Here is a 19,528-nt window from a genome sequence, read left to right on the forward strand (position 1 = left end):
CTCAACAAGCTACCTCACCGATCCCGGCAAATTTCAAATGCGCACCTATACCGCGGCCCACTGGGGCATTTATGAAGTCGAAAGCAATGGGAACGAGGCGACAAGGCTGACGCCGATCCCGGCCGACCCACAGCCCTCCGGCATCGGGTCCGGTATGCTCGAAGCCTGCCGCGACACGCAGGTGCGCGTCAAGCGCCCGGCTGTGCGCAAGAGCTGGCTCGATGACGGTCCGGGAAGCCGGCCGGAGCGCCGCGGGCAGGAGCCGTTTGTCGAGATCGGCTGGGATGAGGCGCTGACGCTGGTGTCGGGCGAACTGAAGCGCGTCATCGGCACCTGGGGCAACGAAGCGATTTTTGGCGGATCTTATGGCTGGTCCAGCGCCGGGCGCTTTCATCATGCCCAGAGCCAGATCCATCGCTTCCTCAACGCCATCGGCGGCTATGTGCGCCATGCCGACTCCTACAGCCTGGGTGCCGCACGCGTGCTGATGCCGCATATCGTTGCCCCGATGGATGAACTGATGGCGGTCCACACCTCCTGGGATGTGCTTGCCCGGCATACCGGCATGTTCGTCACCTTTGGCGGCGTGCCGGCCAAGAATGCGCAGGTCAGCGCCGGCGGCCCCGGCCAGCACGACGTGCCTGGTGCGTTGCGGCGGATGGCAGCGGCGCGTACCCGCTTCGTCAACATCAGCCCGGTGCGCGACGACCTGGACACCGGCGCCGATTTCGAGTGGCTGGCCATCCGGCCCAACACCGATACCGCGCTGATGCTCGGCCTAGCCCATACGCTGCTCGCCGAAGGGTTGCATGACCCCGCCTTCCTCGACCGCTATTGCGTAGGCTTCGACCGCTTCGCTGCCTACCTGCGCGGCGAGCAGGACGGACAGGCCAAGGACGCCCATTGGGCAGCCGGCATCACCGGCTTGCCCGCCGCGCGCATCGCGGCGCTTGCACGCGAGATGGCGGCGGCGCGGACCATGCTCAATATCGCCTGGTCGCTGCAGCGCTCCGACCATGGCGAGCAGCCATTCTGGATGCTGGTAACGCTCGCGGCGATGCTGGGCCAGATCGGCCTCCCGGGCGGCGGCTTCGGCGTCGGCTACGGCGCGGTCAATATGATCGGCAATGCCAATCCCCGCTTCTCCGGGCCGACCCTGCCTCAGGGAGAAAACGGCGTGAAGGCGTTTATCCCCGTGGCGCGCATCGCCGACATGCTGGAGAAGCCAGGTGAACCGTTCACGTACAACGGCCGCACGCTGGCCTATCCAGACATCCGGATGGTGTACTGGGCCGGGGGCAACCCCTTCCATCACCATCAGGACCTGAACCGGTTGCTGCGTGCGTGGCGCAAGCCGGAAACGATCGTCGTGCACGAGCCGTTCTGGACCGCGACCGCGAAACTGGCCGACATTGTGCTGCCCGCGACCACGACGCTGGAACGCGATGACATCGGCTATTCGACGCGCGAGCGCTTCATGGTGGCGATGCGCCAGGCGATGCAGCCCGTCGGCGAAGCGCGCGATGACTACGACATTTTCACGGACCTGGCGCGCGGTCTCGGCGCGGAGGCGCGCTACACGGAAGGCCTGGATACGCAAGGCTGGCTGCGCAGGCTCTATAGCGAAAGCATCGGGCGCGCCGCGCAGGCTGACGTGCCGCTGCCCGCGTTCGATGCGTTCTGGGAAGCGGGCCTGGTCGACATGGCCCTGCCCGGCCAGTCAGTCGTCATGCTGGACAGTTTCCGCCGCGATCCGCAGGCCAACCCGCTGCGCACTCCGTCAGGCAAGATCGAGATCTTCAGCCAGACCATCGCGGACTTCAGGCTGCCAGACTGCCCTGGGCACCCGCAATGGTTTGCCCCGGTGGAATGGCTTGGCGCTGACCTCGCCGCGCGCTGGCCGCTGCACATGCTGTCGGACCAGCCCGCCAGCCGCCTCCACAGCCAGCTTGACCATAGTCCCTACAGCCGTGCCACTAAAGTTGCGGGCCGCGAGCCCGTGATGATCCATCCGACGGATGCCGCCGCTCGCGGCATATGTGCGGGCGACGTGGTGCACGTCTCGAATGAACGCGGCACTTGCCTGGCAGGCGCGGTTATCAGCGCGGCCATCCGCCAGGGTGTGATCAAGTTGTCAACGGGCGCCTGGTTCGACCCAGACCTGTCGGCATCGGACGGCAGCACCGGCATCGAGAAGCATGGCAACCCGAATGCGCTGACGCTGGACCGGCCGGCATCGGGCCTGTCTCAGGGTTGCATTGCACAGACGTGCCTGGTCGATGTCGCGCGCTTCGAAGGCGAACCGCCGGCGGTGACGGCGTTCAAGCCGCCGGCACTGCAGCCGCGGCACGTCGGCTGAAGCTGCGAGGCGCCCGCCAGGAGCGCCCTTTTCAACGGCCGACCGCGACCATGCTCCGGGTGGCCAGCGACAGCGCATTGTGCCTGTCGCCCCCACCCAAACCTATCGCGATTTCATTGGCCGCTTCGCGCACAAGCTCGGAAAAAATCTTGATCTTTTGGGGCTTGAAGCGTGCCGCCGGCCCCGACAACCCGACGGCGGCGATCACGTGCCCATTGCCGTCGCTGATTGGCGCGGCGACCCCGCAGACCGACTCCCGCCACTCGCCCCGGTTGAGCGCATACCCCTGCCTGCGCACTTTCTCCATCCCCTGCAGGAAGCGCCTCGGGTCGACGATGCTGTCCGACGTGGCCGCGACAAGCGAGGTGGCCATGCGCTGCAGTGTGACGTCAGGCTGGAATGCAAGCATCGCCTTCCCGGTCGCCACGCAATGCGCCAGCGCCCTCCCGCCGATCTGTGTATAGGCCCGCACGGGATTCGGACTGTCGACCTTGTGCACATACACCACCTCGCCCCGATCCAACACGGACAGGTGGACGCTTTCCTCGGTGGCCTGCATCAGTCGCTCCATCCATGCCTCTGCGTGGCGCCGTAGGTCCAGGCGGGACAACACGGCGGAACCGAGTTCCCATAGCTTGATCGAGGCGCTGTAGCCCATGCCCTCTTCGTCGCGGATCACGTAATGCAGTTCGACCAGCGCCTGCAGCAGGCGATGCACATTGCTCTTGGCCACCCCCAGGTGCCTGGCGATCTCGGTGAGACCGAGTGGGCGATCGCTATGGGCCAGCAGCTCGATGACATGCAGCCCCTTGATCAAGGTGTTGTTCATGCGCGGTCCCTCCTGGTTGAAGCGGATGGCGACATCGTACTCCCGGCGCGCACGTGTTCTCAAATGCGGAACTGTTGTACCCAGTATTGGGACGTCCCTACACTGGACTCCATCCCGGGATAACCGCCGCTGGAATGTGGAAGACTTCGGAATCCTTCGGGCCCGCAACTCCGTCCCAAGGCATGGCAATGGATGATCTCAACGAGAAGGACCTGCCCCTGAAAGGGGTCAGGGTAGTGGAATTCTGTACGGTAGCGGCCGGCCCGTTTTGCGGCATGCTTCTCGCGGACATGGGCGCCGACGTGGTCAAGGTGGAGTCTCCCGAGGGCGATACCTTGCGCCAGTGGCCGCCGCTCTCCAACGGCTTCTCCGAGAACTTCGCCTCGCTGAACCGCAACAAGCAGTCGGTCGCGCTCAACCTGAAGGATCCCGCCGATGCGGCGCTGGCGCGCCAACTGATCCTTGACGCCGACGTCGTGGTCGAGAACAACCGCCCTGGCGTCATGGACCGCCTTGGCCTTGGCTTTGCCAGCATGCGCGAGCACAAGCCAACGCTGGTGTACTGCTCGATCTCTGCGTATGGCCAGAGCGGGCCGCGCGCCGGCGAAGGCGGCTTCGACCTGACCATCCAGGCCGCGGCCGGCGTGATGAGCGTGACCGGCGAGCCCGACGGCGAGCCCGTCAAGTGCGGCGTGCCGCTGGCCGATTTCGCCTCCGGCCTCTATGCCGCCTTCGCCATCGCCAGCGCGCTGACGCGCGTGCGGGCCGGTGGCGCAGGCACGCATATCGACGTGCCGATGTATGGCTGCACGCTGGGCATCGCAGCGCTGCAGACCAGCGAGTACTTCGGCAGCGGCAAGAGCCCGGTCAAGCTGGGCTCGGCCCATCCGCGCAATGCGCCTTACCAGGCCTACCGCGCCGCCGACGGCCACTTCGCCATCGCGGCAGGCAACCACAAGCTCTGGCTGGCGGTGCTGGAAGTGGTGGAGATGCCGGAACTTGCGCAGGATCCGCGCTTTGCCACCACCAGCGACCGGGCCGCCAACCAGAAGGAACTCAAGGCACTGCTGGAAGCGCACTTCACAGGCGCCGGCGTCGCGCACTGGATTGCCGCATTCAATGCGGCCGGCGTGCCGCATGCGCGCATCAACGACTACGCGGCCGCGCTGGCCGACCCTCAGGTCGAACACATGGAATGGGTGCGTCCGCTGACCCTGCCTGGCGGCACCCGGACGCGTACCTTTGCCTCGCCGCTGCGGTTCGATGGCATGGGCTTGCCGATCCGCCGCGATCCGCCCGCCCTTGGCGAGCACAGTGAGGACGTGCGCGCGCGCTACCAGGAATCCGACAACACCCCGATCTCCCCGACGGAGGCATCGTGACGCACAACATCGAACGGCTGCGGGAATTCGTCGCCACCGTCAGCCGGCTGACGGAACAGGCCGGCACCCGAGGCCAAGACGAAGCCGAGTTGCTGGCCGCCGCCACCGCACCGCTGCAGGCGCTGGTCGCGTATGACGACTGGCTGCCGGCGGAGATGGCGCAGCCACATCCCGATTACTACCAGCAGCACCTGCTCTACTGCGATCCGCTCGACCGGTTCTCGCTCGTCAGTTTCGTCTGGGGCCCGGGCCAGCAAACGCCGGTGCATGACCATACCGTATGGGGCCTGATCGGCGTACTGCGCGGCGCCGAGATTGATCAGCGCTATCGCCACGAAGGCGGCCGGATGGTACCCGACGGGGAGCCGGAACGCCTGTCGGCGGGCCAGGTGGCAGCGGTCTCTCCCACGCTTGGCGATGTGCATCGCGTGCGCAATGCCTATGACGACCGCGTCTCGATCAGCATCCATCTGTATGGCGGCAATATCGGCCGCATCCGGCGTCATGTCTTCGACGTCGCCACCGGTGCCGTAAAGCCCTTTGTCTCCGGCTATGCCAATGCGTTCGTGCCCAATCTCTGGACCGCGCCGACAGCATGACGCAGGATCAGGCGACGCCCCTCCCGGGGAATCCGGAAGGGCTGCTGGTTGAAAAGCAGGATGACGTGACCAAGCTGACGCTGGACCGGCCCGAGCGTGGCAACGCGCTTTCCGCTGGCCTGGTCGCGGCACTGGCCGACGCCGTGCAGGCCTGCCACGATGACGGCACCCGCCTGCTTGTGCTCGCCGGGAACGGCCCGCATTTCTGCACCGGCGTCGACCTCGGCGACCTCGACAGCGATAGCGACGATTCGCTGCTGGCGCGCTTCGTCCGTGTCGAGCTGCTGCTGCAGGCCGTGCATGCCGCGCCTTTCAGCACAGTGGCGCTGGTGCGGGGCCGCGCCATGGGCGCCGGCGCGGACCTGGTTGCTGCGTGCGAACAACGCTGGATAGCGCCTGGCAGCAGCATTGCCTTTCCGGGTGCGGCGTTCGGGCTGGTGCTGGGCAGCGCCCGGCTGGCTGCGCTGGTAGGCCCGGCGCGGGCGCGCGAGTGGATTGCTGGCGGCGCCGTGATCGGTGCTGAACCCGCCGTTGCCGCCGGATTCGCGACGCTCGTCGCGCAGGAGGACCGCGCTGCGGCGCTGGCGGCACTGGCTGCACGCGCGCGCCGGCCGGACCGTTCCACTCACGCCGCCATCCAGGCGGCCACGCTGGACGGGCATGGCGCGCTCGCGCTGGCCCAGGCATCGCAACTGGCCGAGCTGGTGCGTTCGGCGGCCAGACCAGGACTAAAGGCGCGCATCGCGGCCTACCGCGCGTCAATGAAGCGCTGACGCGGCGGCAAACCAGGGACGGCGCCGCAAGACACGACACAACAAGACAACGCGAATATCGCGAAGGAGACAGGAGATGAACCTACCCACCACGTCCGCCGACAACCTGGCCGCGCTGCTGAATCCGCGCTCGGTCGCGGTGATCGGCGCGTCCGAAGACCAAGGCAAGTTCGGCGGACGCCTGTACCGCATGCTGCTCAAGCACAACTTCGACGGAGCCGTCTATCCGATCAACCCGGCACGCGAAACGCTGTTCGGCCTCAAGACCTATCCCAGCATCGACGCCACCCCGGCCGCGCCGGACATGGTCATCATGGCCGTGCCGCAGGCAAAGGTAAAGGAACAGATCGCTGCATGCGCCACGCGCGGCGCACGCGCCGGCATCATCATCACGGCCAAGTTCTCCGACGCCGGCGCCGAGGGCGCCGCGCTCGAGCGCGAGATCGTAGAGATCGCCAATGCCAGCGGCATGCGCCTGATCGGGCCGAACTGCCTGGGCCTGATCAGCCCGGCCAACAAGCTGGTGCTGTGTTCCTCGCCCGCGCTGGAAGTCGAGAGCCTGATCGAGAGCCCGATCGGCCTTGTCAGCCAGAGCGGCGCGCTGATGGCGACGCTATTCGATCGCGCCTACGAGATCGGCATCGGCTTTACGCACTGCGTCTCCGTCGGCAATCAGGCCGACCTGGAGCTGTGCGACTTTGTCGAGTTCCTGATCGCCGACCCGCGCACGCGAGTGATCTGCACCTATATCGAAGGCATCAAGTCGCCGGAGCGCTTCGTGCAGCTGGCACGCCGCGCCCGCGCCGCAGGCAAGCCCTGGCTGGCGGTCAAGGCGGGCAAGACCGCCGACGGCAGCCGCGCCGCGTTTTCGCATACCGCCAGCATGGCCGGCGACTTCGCCAGCCTGCAGGCCGTCTGCCGGCAGGAAAACGTCGTGCTGCTGGATGACCCGGCCGCCATGCTGGTGCTCGCGGCGGCGATGGCGCGCTATCCGGGCAGGACGGTCGACCAGGCGCTGATCGTCACCACCTCCGGCGGTGGCGGCGCGCTCAGCGCCGACAGGCTGGCGGAAGCCGGCATTCCGCTGACGCGATTCTCCAAGCCCACTCGCGACGCGCTGTCGGTCTATTACTCCCCCGGCCAGGCGGACAACCCGGTCGACCTGGGCGGGCGCCGGTATGAGGAAGCCGCGGAGGCGGTGGACGTAGGGTTCAAGACCACCGAGATCGCCATGGCCGACCCGCACACCGACCTGGGCCTCGCGGTGATGACCACCGCGCCGGACCTGGTCACCATCACCAGCCAGCTCGCCGCCGGCGGCCAGGACAGCGGCAAGCCGCTGCTGTTCGTGATGCAGCCGGGCGCGGCCGCCACGGCCGCGCGCAAGGCGCTGATCGGATGCGGCGTGCCGTTCACCAACAGCTTGGGCGAAGCGGTGGCGGCGGTCGAGGGCTGGCGCCGCTGGTCCGTGTGGCAGGCGACACCGGCGCCGCAGCCGGCAGGATTCGAACCCGCCAGCCTGCCAGACGTCCGCGGCGCGCTTGGCGAGTCCGAATCCAAGGCGCTGCTGCAGGCGATCGGCGTGCCGGTGAACCGTGGCCAGGTGTTTTCCGACATCGAGGCCGCAGTGACGGGCAGCCATGCGATCGCCTTCCCGATGGTGGCCAAGGTGGTGTCGCCTGACATCGTACACAAGTCCGACGTGGGCGGCGTGCTGCTAAATGTGGCCGATGCCGACGCCCTGCGCGAAGGCCTTCAGGCGATGCGTCAGCGCATCGGCGCGAGCCTGCCGCAGGCCCGCGTTGCGGGCTTCTACCTGCAGGCGCAGGAAGCGGGCGAGCTGGAGCTGATCGTCGGCGTAAGACGCGATCCGCAGTTCGGGCCGCAGGTGCTGGTGGGCAGCGGCGGCGTGCTGGTCGAGTTGCTGCGTGATATCGCGGTGCTGCCGGCACCGCTGGCGCGAGAGACGGCGCTGACCGCGCTGCGGGGCCTCAAGGTGGCACCGCTGCTGCAGGCCTATCGCGGTCGCCCCCCGCTCGATATCGAGGCCGTGGCCGACGTCATGGTACGCATGGGCTGGCTGGCCGACGCCCTGCGCGGGGGCGATTTCGAGATCGAGATCAATCCGCTCAAGGTCCGCGTGCAAGGGCAAGGCTGCGTGGCCGTGGACGCGCGCGTGCGCGTGGATTGAACCGGCAATTCCCTGTTAATCGCATCAAGAACGGAGACACAAGAAATGAGCATCGTCACGATCGAGCAGCACGGCAAGGTCACGCTGTTCACGCTGAACCGCCCGGAAAAGCGCAATGTCATCTGCAAAGAGTCGGCGGAACTGCTGCAGCAGGGCTTCCAGGAATTCGACGCATCCGACCAGCGCATCGCGGTGATCACCGGCGCCGGCAATGATGCGTTCTCGGCCGGCGCGGATGTCACCAACCTGCCGGAGCTATGGCGCTGCATTCCCGGCTCAGGTTTCGTCACGGACAAGCCCATCATCGCGGCGACCGCCGGTTGGGTGGTCGGTGGCGCCATGGTGCTGCACATGATGTGCGACCTAGCCGTCGCCGCGGACAACACCAAATTCTCCTATCCGGAGGCGCGGCTGGGCTTTACCGGCGGGATGATCGCCGGCCTGGCCTCGCGGATTCCACACAAGGTCGCCATGGAGATCATGTTACTGGGCCGAACCGTCGATGCGCAGCGCGCGCGCGATGCCGGCTTGGTCAACGATGTGGTGCCGGTCGGGCAACAGGTGGAGGCCGCCATGGCGATGGCGGACGAGTTGTCGCGCTCGGCGCCGCTGGTGCTCAGGACACTCAAGCGCTTCGTGGCGCAATCGGTGATGCCGAAGGGACCGTCGGAGCTGATGGCGGACGCCCTGCGCGAACTCAACGTGGTGCGAGACAGCGACGACACGCAGGAAGGGATGCGCTCCTTCCGCGAAAAGAGAGCCGCCAGCTACAGCGGCCGTTGAACCGACCCGGCATCCGCGGGGGCGTGTGAGGAGACAGAAAATGACAAGCAGATACAAGACAGTATTGGCCGCGCTCGGCCTCGCGGGCACCATGATCGCCTCCACCCCGGCCGGGGCAGCCGGGGCAGCCGCCGCGCTGCCCAAGGGACCGGTGCGCGTGGTAGTGCCCTATCCCGCGGGCGGCAACGCCGACAACCTGGCGCGGCTTTTCGCCGAGCGCATGACGCGCGATACCGGCACCACCTTTGTCGTCGAGAACCGGGGCGGCGCCGGCGGCAGCATCGGCGCGCAAGCCGTGGCGGCGGCAGCCGGCGACGGCACCACGCTGCTCCTGGCGCCGACCGGCGTGCACGTGATCACGCCGCACCTGCGCCAGGTGCCCTACGATCCGTTCAAGGACTTCGTGCCGATCGCCAAGCTGACATCCACCATCGGCATCGTGGCTGCGCGGCGCGACCTGCCGGCGAAGGACATGCGCGATTTCATCACTTACGCGAAAGCCAGCGGAGGCAAGTCCAGCTTCGGATCCGCCGGCTTGGGCACCCTCACCCACCTACAAGGTGAAGTGGTCAGCATCAAGACCGGCGCCAAGATGCTGCACGTGCCTTACAAGGGCTCGGCCGAAGCCCTGAACGACCTGCTGGCGGGCCGCATCGACGTCCTGTACGACCCTGTGGCCTTGCAGCAGATCAAGGCGGGAAAGCTCAAGGCGCTGGCCTCGACCGGCGCCGAGCGCCATCCGGATTTGCCCGATGTGCCGACCCTGCGCGAGTTGAACCTGGATTACTCGCTGCCAAGCTGGTATGGACTGTACGCGCCCAAGGGCACGCCACCCGCACTGGTCAGCCAGTACGCAGCCGCAGCGGAACGCGTACTGAAGGCACCTGAAGTCAAGGCGCAGCTGATGAAATACAGCCAGTACCCGACTTTTGAAGGCCCCGACGAATTCAGCAGGCAGCTGGCCGTCGATGACGCCTTCTATCGCCAGCTGATCAAGGACGGCAACATCCGTCTGGAGTAGTACTGGCGATGCGCACGTCACGGCATCGCCGCAGCCTGGCCCGAACGCGGTCAGGCCGACCTGCTGCGATTCGACATGACGTCGGATTCCCGCCCTTCCCTTAACCCATCCCTTTGGAGATCGCCATGTTCATGAACTGGCGCGAATTGCTCGGCAGCCTGAAACGCTCCAATACCCGCCTGGAGACACCGCACTCAAAAATGCTGGAAGCCTACCGTGGGCTAGCTGCGGCCCAGGGCGCTAATGAAGCCCTGGATTCCAAGACACGCGAGCTGATTTCACTGGCGGTAGCTGTCACCACGCGTTGCGATGGTTGCATCGCTTCGCATGCCGCCGCGGCCGCCAAGGCGGGCGCCACCAAGGAAGAGTTGGCGGATGCGCTTGGGGTCGCAATCGCGATGAATGCGGGGGCCGCCTATATCTATTCCTTGCGCGCCCTCGAAGCCTTCGACGAGCTCAAGGCGGCATAGACTCCCGCAGGGCCGGCGCTTCGGAGCCTCGAGATCGCCGGCAGTAATGGGAGACCACGCAAGAGCGGGGGCTGACTAAGCGGCGATGCGCTGGCCTTCTTTTCCGGCGACGGAGTGAATCCGTTCCGAACAGCGGCTCGTCGACAGGCGCTAGAGGTTTCCAACGTTCCAAGGGCTACCTGGGGTGCCCTTCGCGCCCAGCCATGCCTCGACAACAGCAAATGTCCAGGCAAAGTTGAAATGTCCGGTCGCCAGCAAAGTTGAAATGTCCGGTGAGTCTTCAACTTTCTTGGTCAGTTTTTGGGTTTCCCGTAGGGCGGTGGTGCTGGCCTGACACGAATGAGTCCAGCTCAGGGTGAGGGATATCATGCCAGTGGAGCGAGTTTGTGTTCCAGTAATAAGTTGAGATCAGTTCTCCGTTCCGTTAAGCGACCACGGCTGCTTCTGCAAGCGCTTTAGCCCTTCCAACATATCGCTCTGATCCAGCGAGCGCTGGGACTTTTTGCCAGGTGGCCGCCCACGCTTGCGGGGAGGCCCTTCAATGGCAGGCAAAGAGAGAGATCGTGTGTTGTCGCGCTTTTCCTGAACGTATTGGGCCAACTGCAGCACATGTCCGAGGCGCTTGTTGTCCACGATCGCGCCCTGATTCACTTCCGACAACTTGTCATAGGTCGTGAAGGTTAAAGCAACGCCGTTCGTCCGCGGTTCTATCCGCCCATCAGGGTAGTGATAGACATCAATGTAGCGACCGGCAAGCTTGCGATGTTCCGGCGTATCGGCCAACAGATAGAGCATTTTGTCGAACTGGAATGTCAGGCTCTTTGACACTCGACGGGGCTCTCGCCACGCAAAGATCAGATCCAGATTCTCATCAGATCGCAGCGGCCGATGGGCGTTGTGGTTGTTACGCGGCAGCTTAGCAAAGCGCTCGTTGTAGTCGTCGATGAATTCACGCGCAAACGCGTTGGCAGCCTCCATCGAGTTGATGCCTCGCAGACGTAGTTCCTTTACCAGCCGGTCTTGCAGCGTCAGGTGCGCCCGCTCAACGCGTTCCTTGGCCTGGCTGCTGTTGGCGCAGATGCCTTCAATGTTGAGCTCAAATAAGGCCCGGGAAAACTGAGTATGACCGTCGCCCCCGGTGGCGTTGGGATGGTTGACTCGGAAGACGCTGGCCTTGTCGCTGTAGAACGCCACCGGCTTGCCGTGGCGCTCCAAATATCTCCGCGTCGCGGCGAAATAACTGAACGTAGACTCCGTATGGGTAAAGCGCAGCCCCATGATCCGGCTGGTGGCGTCATCCACGTAGACCAGCAGCGTGCACGCCGGCGCTCGGTCCTCGAACCAGCGGTGATCGCAGCCATCAATCTGAATCAGTTCGCCATAGCAGGCACGCCGATTACGAGGCTGGTAGACCTTCGGCGGCCGCTGTTTGCGCGGCACCCACAGGCCGGCTGCCGTCAACAGTCGGCGGATCGATTCTTTGGACAACGTCAGTCCATGGCGCTCTCGCAGCTTCTCGGCCGCCAGAGTTGGACCGAAATCGGCGTAGTGTTCCCGAATCAGGCTGAGGGCTTCGGATTCGCGGTCCGCTGGCATCCGATTGTTGCTGGGTCGACCGCGCCGGCGAGAAACCAGCCCGGATGCGCCTTCCCGCCTGTAGCGCTCCAGCAGCCGCCCGAATTGCCGATCCGTGATCTCCAGCCGTTCGGCAGCTACCCCGGGCCGCAATTGACCATCCACGACCGCCTGGACGGTCTTGAGCCTATCTAACTCACGCATGCTTACTGTAATGATCTCGGTTCCAGCCATCGCCGGGCGTCCTTTTATGCATTCAACCGGGTAGGCTGAATACCATGAAGGGCGCCTCAGGTGGACATTTCAACTTTGCTGAAACCGGACATTACAACTTTGCCGCTACAGTGAAAATTCGCCGCACGGACGTTATGTCAAATGAGCGCCCCTTTCGGGACTCGTCGGTTTGCACAAATTTGTTCCCAGACTTTGCAGAATTGTGTTCCTGGCCTCATGGGGCCGACTGACCGGCGCTGCGGCGAGGTGGCAAGTGTAAAATCCCCTCGGCCTCCACAATCCTGTGCCGCCTTACCGGGCCGGCATATCCTAAGAAAATAGGCAGTGTAAAGTGGCACTCAAACAGATCACAAAGCTCCAGGGTTACCGAATCTTCAGGAATTTCAAGTGGGACGGCCTGCCTGATTTCGGGCGATACAACCTCATCTACGGATGGAACGGTGCAGGGAAAACGTCCCTATCCACCCTATTCCGGTTCCTGCAGCGCCGGGAAGCGCCAGATGCAACTGCGGTGGAGCTGCTGTTGGAAGGGGGCCCGCTGAAGGGCAGCGACTTCGGCACGGCCGCTTCTCCTCCCATCCGAGTTTTCAACCGAGATTTCGTCGATCGAAACATCTTCGAGGTACCGGGTCATGAGCTGCCTCCGGTCTTCTATCTCGGTGAAGACAGTTCGGTGAAGCAGAAGCTGGTCGCCCAACTGTTGTCGCTTCAGGACGAGCTCACGAAGCAGCGTGGGTCGGCTCAGACAGAGCTTGAAGAAGCAACGGCCAATTTCAATAATTTCTGTACTAGCCAAGCACGGATTATCCGCAATCTGCTACTCGGAGATGCGCGCTACAACAACTATGAAGCTCCGAAGTTCAAGGAGCTGATGCGCCGATTGGCTAGTGCCAGCGCTCCGACAGCACTCTTGCCGGAAGACGAACGAAAACAACTGGAGGACGCAATCCAGGGCAAGCCGATGCCCAAGCTGCTGCAGCCGACTTCGGGCAATATCCAACTCCACGAGCTTACGAACGCTGTCAGCGGGGAGCTTCGGGTCACGGTGGTATCGAGTTCCATCGAGAAGCTTGTCCGGTCCCCAGACTTGGCGGATTGGGTCGAGAAGGGCATGCATCTACATGGCGAGGCCGAGACGAACTGCCAGTTCTGTGATCAGCCGCTGCCACTCCTTCGGGTAGAAACCCTCGCAGCGCATTTCAACGACCACTTCAAGGCGCATCAGGACCGACTGCGGGCTCTCCTCGACACTGTGGGCTCCCTTCGCAAGGAAGCTCTCGCGAAGACTATCCCGGAAAGATCCGCTCTCTACCCACATCTGCACTCGCAGTTCGATGCTGCCATGGCGCAGCTCAACAAGCAGACCACGTACGTCGAAGGGTATTTGACAGGCCTTCAACGAGGCCTGGAAGAGAAGCTTAAGGAGCCTTTCCAGTCCTTGGATTTGCTGCGCTACCTTCCGCGAATCGACTTCCAGAGCGACTCGGGGTTCGTGAAATTCTTCGAGGTGCTCTTCAATGGCGTCTCGGCAATGGGTGCATCCACTGGGTTTTCTGCTGGTCAGCAGCTGCTAAATCTGGTCCAGGCGCACAATGACCACACCGATAGATTCGATGCCACCGCAGCTTCTGCTCGCGAAGCCCTTGAACTCGATGAAGGCGCGAAGGCCCTGACGGAGTGGCGCTCACGTTCAGAAGTCGTCGCAGGCGCAACAGCCGCACTGGATATGGCGCGTGAACGGATTGCTCCCATCCCTGAACAGGTCAAGGAGCTGCAGAGCGAGATCCGACAGCATCTCAAGCCCGCCGAGGAGCTGAATCGTGAGATGGCTGCCTATCTGGGCAGAGACGAACTTCATTTCGAGGTGAAGGATACCGGCTACACCATCATGCGCGGGCCCAATCCAGCCATGCACTTAAGCGATGGCGAACGTACGGCCATCGCCTTCATGTACTTCCTGAAGACACTGAGCGATACGACATTCGACATTCAGAACGGGATCGTGGTCATCGACGACCCAGTATCGAGCCTGGACGCCAATTCGCTGTACTGTGCCTTTGGGTACATGAAGACGCGTACCAAGGACGCTAAACAACTCTTCATCCTGACTCACAATTTTGGCTTCTTCAGACAGGTGAAGAATTGGTTCAACTATGCAGGCAATCTACGAAGCAACCCTTACGACCCGTCCAAATCCAAGACGACGCACTTCTACATGCTGGCGCCAACGATTGAGGACGGTCTGCGGAGCGCGACCCTTCGCACGTTGGACCCACTCTTGCACGAATACGAGTCGGAGTATCACTATCTATTCCGGTGCATCAATGAAGGAGCCAAGGCCGCCGCGCCAAAAAGCCTCGCGGAAGTGTACGGACTACCCAATATTGCTCGACGGCTGTTGGAGTCATTTCTGGCTTTCCGGGTGCCTGGTCGTGCAGGGAATCTGGCTCAACAGCTCGAGGCGCTTGAGGGGGACGCAGCGGCAAAAGCGAGAATTGTGAGGTTTCTTCATACTCACTCGCATATGGAACAAGTAGAGCCTGACCACGACCTTTCGGTGCTATCGGAGGCTCCTGGCGTGCTCACAGACTTGCTCGAACTCATCCAGGCGAACGACAAGAATCACTACGATGCGATGATGAAGATTATCTAGTGTTAAGCGAAGTGCGGTTATATTTAATAGCCTAGACTAAATCTGACAGTGGTTGGTTATCCATGCCGCCGCTGACTCTGAACAGTGGCGCTCACGCGTAGTTGCTGGCAGGCGGACGATGTGTCCGGCATGCCAGTCGACAAACTTGGGCGTCATGCTCCTTTTTGCCCGCCGTAACTATAGGCAATACCGACGCTGCAGGCTGTTTGGTGCGCGAGGACTAGAAGGTCGCGAGTTGCGCAAAAAGTGCCTTGTGTTTGACCGCCAGTTCATGTTGCCACTGACTGGACCAGCGCCAGTCCGGGCCGCGGGCCCGACGGGACTCGCAACCCTCGCAGAAGCTGTCCCTGAAGCCCGCCCCAGGGATTGGCGAGCTATAAATCTCGTCGAGCCTCCACCCTCCCGCCGTATGTCCCTTTTTCAGACAATGCAGCAGCTTTGTACCAGCCGACGGCAACCCAACTAATTGAGCAGGTACCCCGAGTGCGCGCCCAGGCACCATGACAAGTGATTCACAGTCCTTGACCACCCGCTCTGGGTTGTAGTCGAGCAGCCCCTGATGGATGATCCGAGCGACCTTGTCCTCCGGATTGTCAACGTCGATGCCTAATCCCAGCGCACGCCGTCGGAAACATGCGATTTCGTCGTCCGGCGGCCTCTGCCCCAACCTAGATGCGACGTCGTCGGTCAGCGAGTTCAACGCCGTGCGCAATCGCTCCGCCATCTCGGCATCGTCGATCAACGCAACGAGGCCAATGGACTCTTCAATCCGCTGTCGCCTCCGGCTTTCCTGACACTCCGACCACGCATTGAGCAAGATCAATTGCGCCAGAGCATCGACATCCTTAGTCGCCTTCGCCACGTCAAGGGCGAGGTCGATACAAAACTTCAGCCAGGTCAGAAGATCATCGGCTCGCTGCGTCAGACCATCCTCGGCCAATCGGTATGCGAACAGCGACACAGCGGCAGCGAAGCGCGGCAGGCCATCCAGCAACAGGCTATGTTGCCCGGCGAGCACCGCCCGGTTGATCATCTGGACGGTCTTCAATACATGGCGCGCGGCACGCTCACCCGTCTGCAATCGCGATGACGCCACGATCCAGCCCGTCAGACTCTCCCGCGGAAACTGCTTGGCCGACAGAAAATAGTGATAGTCGGAATGCACCGCCCCCTGCAGATGCTGCGCTCTGAAAAGCATGAGCACATATCGACGAATGTGGGCCGGCGCCCGCCGGCGACGCACGACATCGAGCATGTATGCGTACAGAGCGCCCAATGCCTTGAGGCCTTGCGCGCTCGTCCTATCGACCTCGCGCAGCATCAACCGCTCGAGGTAAACCCCCGCCGAGATCCGCGTCTCCACCAGTTCCGTCGCCGAGCGGATCACTTCGTGCACCAAGCCCGACAGCGTGTGGAACTCTTCCCCCGCATACAGCCGCTCGAACTTCTCGTTGTATATCTTGAGGCTCAACTGTTTCTGCTGGTTGAGCAGCTGATCCAGTACGTCGTCGTGCGACCGGTCAAGCAACGCGTCGATCGGTCCGGCAAGCCGGTTCAGTGCATGGAGGCGCAACCAGTTAATGTTCTTTTCGACTGCCGCGAGCAGCACCATGGCGCCTGCGGGAAGCGTGGCGCTGGTGGGCAGATGAACCACCATACTGTTCTGGCCGTTGGCAATGGCGCGTTTCAGATTGTCTGAGACCTCCGTGTCATCCTGCAGGCTTTTCCAGAACACCTTCTCCTCGGTTACATCAACCACCGCAAGAATGACTGGCGTCTCCACCTGCTGCAGGTAGTAGCGAAGCCGTGCCACGGGCAGGTTAAATGCGACGAAGTTGCCCTGATCGACATACGAAACGTTCTGCTGCCCTTTGATCTGAACCTTGAAAATGAAGCCCGATGCCTTATCGTCGGGACTCGCGATCTCGATCTCGCCATCGATCCCATAGTCCTCCTGATCCTCCTGGGATCGGAAAATCCAGTTGGCAGGCAGTCGATACGCAAATATGCGCCCCGCGGCCCGACCAATCTCCTTCGCATTCATAGCTTGTCCGAACAAGTGAACGTGTCATCGCCAGCGATCTTCTGTGTCGGCAAGCCGTGGCGTGCGTGGTTGCCGTCTGGTTCGCGGGAAATTTTGGATTGGGGATGCGGCACTTTGGCCACGATCCTCCCCGCGCAGCGGTCGGGCGCGACGCCTGTCATGGCAGCGTCTGGCGCTCGATCGCTGTCGAGTCGTCAGGTTCTTCCGTGACGATCCCGTCGGCCATGCGCACCAGGCTCTCCTGATCTACCGCATGGATCCTCATGGTTCCGCGCTTGGAAGCACTGGCCTCGTACCCGCAGATGTCGATGACAAGCAGATAAATGATCTTGCCACCCAGCGACAGGTAGGGCAGCAACTGTCCCTCCTGCGAGAATGTGAAATCGATGGTATCGGAACACGTCTTGTACACCACCAGATAGCCAACCTCCTGATTGAAGTCGCGGGTGTAGGTGTGCACCTGATGAACCCCGCTTGCCAGGTATGCCAGCCCGCGCCTCGATCCATCGAAGACTTTCGCATCGAGTACCAGCTCCGGGGCGACCAGATCAGCGATGCCCGATGCAGATTGAGGCTCGATGTGGAAGTCGAGACCCTGATCAAAGAGAAACGCGTAGAGATGCTGAGCCAGGTCTCGTTCAAGCCCCGCCGCACGCGCGACCAGGGCGTCTCGCTCGAACCATTCCACCTTACGTTTGTACTTGATCAGCAACGACAGCACTGCTCCCTGCTGGTCCAGCGCCTCGTCAAGGTATTCGTAAAAGGGCTCGAGGAACATCTCCCTGAACTGATTGAGCGCCTCATCGTGCTTGGACGCACTGGATATCGCATGGCCCAGCTTCACTTCCGGGCCGATACCGCTGCCCAGCGGCTGCCGTGCGCAGTGCTCGATGATACGGAACACGAAGGCAGACTGCTCGGCTTCCGTCGTGAACTCCTCAAGGAGATGCTGGGAAGTGATCGCCTCAATCTCGTCACCGTAAGCCGGCGACTGGACCTCAAGCCTGCCGAGAATGCCTGCGGTCAACGGCTGAGATTGGAGGTAGTTCCAGAACTGGACCAGAGAACTGTGAAAGATCAGCGGCGCGCATGAGTTGAGTCGACGCACCCGTTTTTGCAGTTGGAAGCGAACACGCTGGAGGTATGCAGAGTCCATTTAGAATCTCAAGGTTATTGCTTTGTTCAGCTTCGCAAAAGCGTCTTCGAGTTCCTGAAAAGCCGCCGCAACCTGCCGCTTCGCCTTCCGGCACGCGTTCATGTGGTCATCCAGCTGGATATTGCCCTTGCAGCCCCTGCAGATGATGACATCCCGAAGCCGCGCATCCCGATAGAGAATCTTGGCGAAGAAACTGCATCTTGGGCACTCAATTTCGATTTCAATTCGATCCAGGTCCATTACCGCTCCCGCAGCATTCCGTCGATCAACCTCTGGCCCAGTCGTCGGTCGTCGATCTCTGCCATTGCGTCAATACGTTATTGCGTTACTACGTCAATAGATCAACAAGTTCGGCCAGTAACTCGTTGGGGTAGTCCGACACCACTAACGGCAGAAAAATCCGCTCCAGCACGATCTTGCCGAGATATTGGTCGGTCTCGGTATGAATCGCGTAGATCGCCCCAGGATTCTGGCTGGTGTCGTCCGCCGACCGAAAGGTGAAGCTGCCGACCTGCGCGACCGGTTCCCGTTGCAAGCGATCGGCGATGTGCCACGCGTCAACGTCGATACGGCGATGGCTCCCCTCTGCCTTCAGGATCATCGCGGCCTCGTTTTCGATACAGCGCCTTGCCATCTGCACTTGCGCTTCGGTCAGGTTGCCGTGAGCTGTCGCCTCACCGCGCAGGGTCGCGGCCGATTTTAGCGGCGAGCTTGTCCACCACTGCGCGATGTCAGGATGCGCTGCCTCAAAAGTTCGGAATGCCGACTGCTTTTGGGCTTCCATCCACTCGACCTCTGCCCGCTTTCCGGCTTCTTCACGCTCCTTTATGGCGGCGCTACGCTTCGCGCGCTGTTCCCGGCTCTGCTTGTAATATCGCTGGCCAGTGCCATTGCAGTCCTTGCAATGGGGAAGCTTGACCGTCTGCCGCCCGAATGCCTGAAACTTGCCCGTACCCTTGCAGGTAGTGCAGGTAGTGCAGGTAGTGCAGGTGTCCAGATATGGAGTCACTTGTTCCGTCATTGCGTCATGCCTTCGGTTTGCGTGCGTACGCCCGCGCCTCTCGGGCTGCGTCGGGCCCGGGGTAATCGTCCTTTTCGGGGTGATCGTACTTTCCGTGCATTTTCTGGCGGTTTGTCACGGAAAGTGCCGATATATCAAGGACTTACAAATGCACCGATCGCGAGAGACTCGGTGCGGCGAAAAGCCTTGCTACAGGCGACTCTGCACCCTGCTACCGCCATTTTTTACACGGAAAGTACGATCACCCCGAGTTGGGGTCATCGTACTTTTGAAGCGAAATCTGGCGGTTCGGCCCTGAAAACCCTTTGGAATCAGTTACCTGTAAGATCGGCGGTTACGCGGCGCCAAGCAACCTGGAAAGCCTTGCCGCAAGCGGCATCCCGGCTTGCTAGCGCCAGATTTTGCACCGAAAGTACGATGACTCCAAGTATGACTTGA

Annotated in this window: 15 protein-coding genes; 9 read left to right on the forward strand and 6 right to left on the reverse strand. The window is 62.5% G+C overall.

Annotated elements, in window-relative coordinates; genetic code table 11:
* Nucleotides 1-37 precede the first annotated feature (37 nt).
* Entirely contained in the window at nucleotides 38-2,359 is a 2,322-nt protein-coding gene (locus tag AC1DQ3_RS15115; protein ID WP_477120984.1) for a molybdopterin guanine dinucleotide-containing S/N-oxide reductase, read from the forward strand.
* A 31-nt stretch (nucleotides 2,360-2,390) separates the two neighbouring features.
* Here AC1DQ3_RS15115 and AC1DQ3_RS15120 read toward each other — a convergent pair whose 3' ends face one another.
* On the reverse strand, nucleotides 2,391-3,188 hold the full coding sequence (locus AC1DQ3_RS15120) for an IclR family transcriptional regulator (protein ID WP_477120985.1): 798 nt from the start codon (nucleotides 3,186-3,188) through the stop codon (nucleotides 2,391-2,393).
* A 188-nt stretch (nucleotides 3,189-3,376) separates the two neighbouring features.
* Between AC1DQ3_RS15120 and AC1DQ3_RS15125 the strand changes: the two genes are divergently transcribed.
* From AC1DQ3_RS15125 to AC1DQ3_RS15155, 7 genes are all read left to right on the forward strand, one after another.
* Nucleotides 3,377-4,570, forward strand: coding sequence for a CaiB/BaiF CoA transferase family protein (locus AC1DQ3_RS15125; protein WP_477120986.1), 1,194 nt, complete (start codon nucleotides 3,377-3,379; stop codon nucleotides 4,568-4,570).
* Nucleotides 4,567-5,169, forward strand: a complete 603-nt coding sequence (locus AC1DQ3_RS15130; protein WP_477120987.1) for a cysteine dioxygenase family protein — start codon at nucleotides 4,567-4,569, stop codon at nucleotides 5,167-5,169. Before AC1DQ3_RS15125 ends, AC1DQ3_RS15130 begins: the two co-directional genes overlap by 4 nt.
* On the forward strand, nucleotides 5,166-5,942 hold the full coding sequence (locus AC1DQ3_RS15135) for an enoyl-CoA hydratase/isomerase family protein (RefSeq protein WP_477120988.1): 777 nt from the start codon (nucleotides 5,166-5,168) through the stop codon (nucleotides 5,940-5,942). Before AC1DQ3_RS15130 ends, AC1DQ3_RS15135 begins: the two co-directional genes overlap by 4 nt.
* Nucleotides 5,943-6,018: 76 nt before the next feature.
* Nucleotides 6,019-8,133 (forward strand): acetate--CoA ligase family protein, encoded by a 2,115-nt coding sequence (locus AC1DQ3_RS15140; RefSeq protein WP_477120989.1) that lies wholly within the window; start codon nucleotides 6,019-6,021, stop codon nucleotides 8,131-8,133.
* Between the two features lie 45 nt (nucleotides 8,134-8,178).
* Complete coding sequence (locus AC1DQ3_RS15145; RefSeq protein ID WP_477120990.1) at nucleotides 8,179-8,916, forward strand: enoyl-CoA hydratase/isomerase family protein; 738 nt, start codon at nucleotides 8,179-8,181, stop codon at nucleotides 8,914-8,916.
* A gap of 40 nt (nucleotides 8,917-8,956) precedes the next feature.
* On the forward strand, nucleotides 8,957-9,937 hold the full coding sequence (locus AC1DQ3_RS15150; RefSeq protein WP_477120991.1) for a Bug family tripartite tricarboxylate transporter substrate binding protein: 981 nt from the start codon (nucleotides 8,957-8,959) through the stop codon (nucleotides 9,935-9,937).
* Nucleotides 9,938-10,062: 125 nt separating this feature from the next.
* Nucleotides 10,063-10,407, forward strand: a complete 345-nt coding sequence (locus tag AC1DQ3_RS15155; RefSeq protein ID WP_477120992.1) for a carboxymuconolactone decarboxylase family protein — start codon at nucleotides 10,063-10,065, stop codon at nucleotides 10,405-10,407.
* 408 nt (nucleotides 10,408-10,815) lie between these two features.
* Here AC1DQ3_RS15155 and AC1DQ3_RS15160 read toward each other — a convergent pair whose 3' ends face one another.
* Nucleotides 10,816-12,216 (reverse strand): ISNCY family transposase, encoded by a 1,401-nt coding sequence (locus tag AC1DQ3_RS15160; protein ID WP_477120993.1) that lies wholly within the window; start codon nucleotides 12,214-12,216, stop codon nucleotides 10,816-10,818.
* A 331-nt stretch (nucleotides 12,217-12,547) separates the two neighbouring features.
* On the opposite strand from AC1DQ3_RS15160, the gene AC1DQ3_RS15165 reads away from it, so the two are divergent.
* Nucleotides 12,548-14,869, forward strand: a complete 2,322-nt coding sequence (locus tag AC1DQ3_RS15165; RefSeq protein WP_477120994.1) for an ATP-binding protein — start codon at nucleotides 12,548-12,550, stop codon at nucleotides 14,867-14,869.
* Between the two features lie 220 nt (nucleotides 14,870-15,089).
* Here AC1DQ3_RS15165 and AC1DQ3_RS15170 read toward each other — a convergent pair whose 3' ends face one another.
* The 4 genes from AC1DQ3_RS15170 to AC1DQ3_RS15185 all read right to left on the reverse strand — a co-directional run bounded on the left by AC1DQ3_RS15170 (nucleotide 15,090) and on the right by AC1DQ3_RS15185 (nucleotide 19,090).
* Entirely contained in the window at nucleotides 15,090-16,913 is a 1,824-nt protein-coding gene (locus AC1DQ3_RS15170; RefSeq protein WP_477120995.1) for a DUF4365 domain-containing protein, read from the reverse strand.
* A gap of 157 nt (nucleotides 16,914-17,070) precedes the next feature.
* Nucleotides 17,071-18,069, reverse strand: coding sequence for a hypothetical protein (locus AC1DQ3_RS15175; protein WP_477120996.1), 999 nt, complete (start codon nucleotides 18,067-18,069; stop codon nucleotides 17,071-17,073).
* Entirely contained in the window at nucleotides 18,070-18,309 is a 240-nt protein-coding gene (locus tag AC1DQ3_RS15180; RefSeq protein ID WP_416047198.1) for a hypothetical protein, read from the reverse strand. It abuts the gene before it with no gap.
* Nucleotides 18,310-18,397: 88 nt separating this feature from the next.
* Complete coding sequence (locus tag AC1DQ3_RS15185) at nucleotides 18,398-19,090, reverse strand: hypothetical protein (RefSeq protein WP_477120997.1); 693 nt, start codon at nucleotides 19,088-19,090, stop codon at nucleotides 18,398-18,400.
* Nucleotides 19,091-19,528: the final 438 nt, after the last annotated feature.

This window comes from Cupriavidus sp. 01T418, assembly GCF_056398885.1.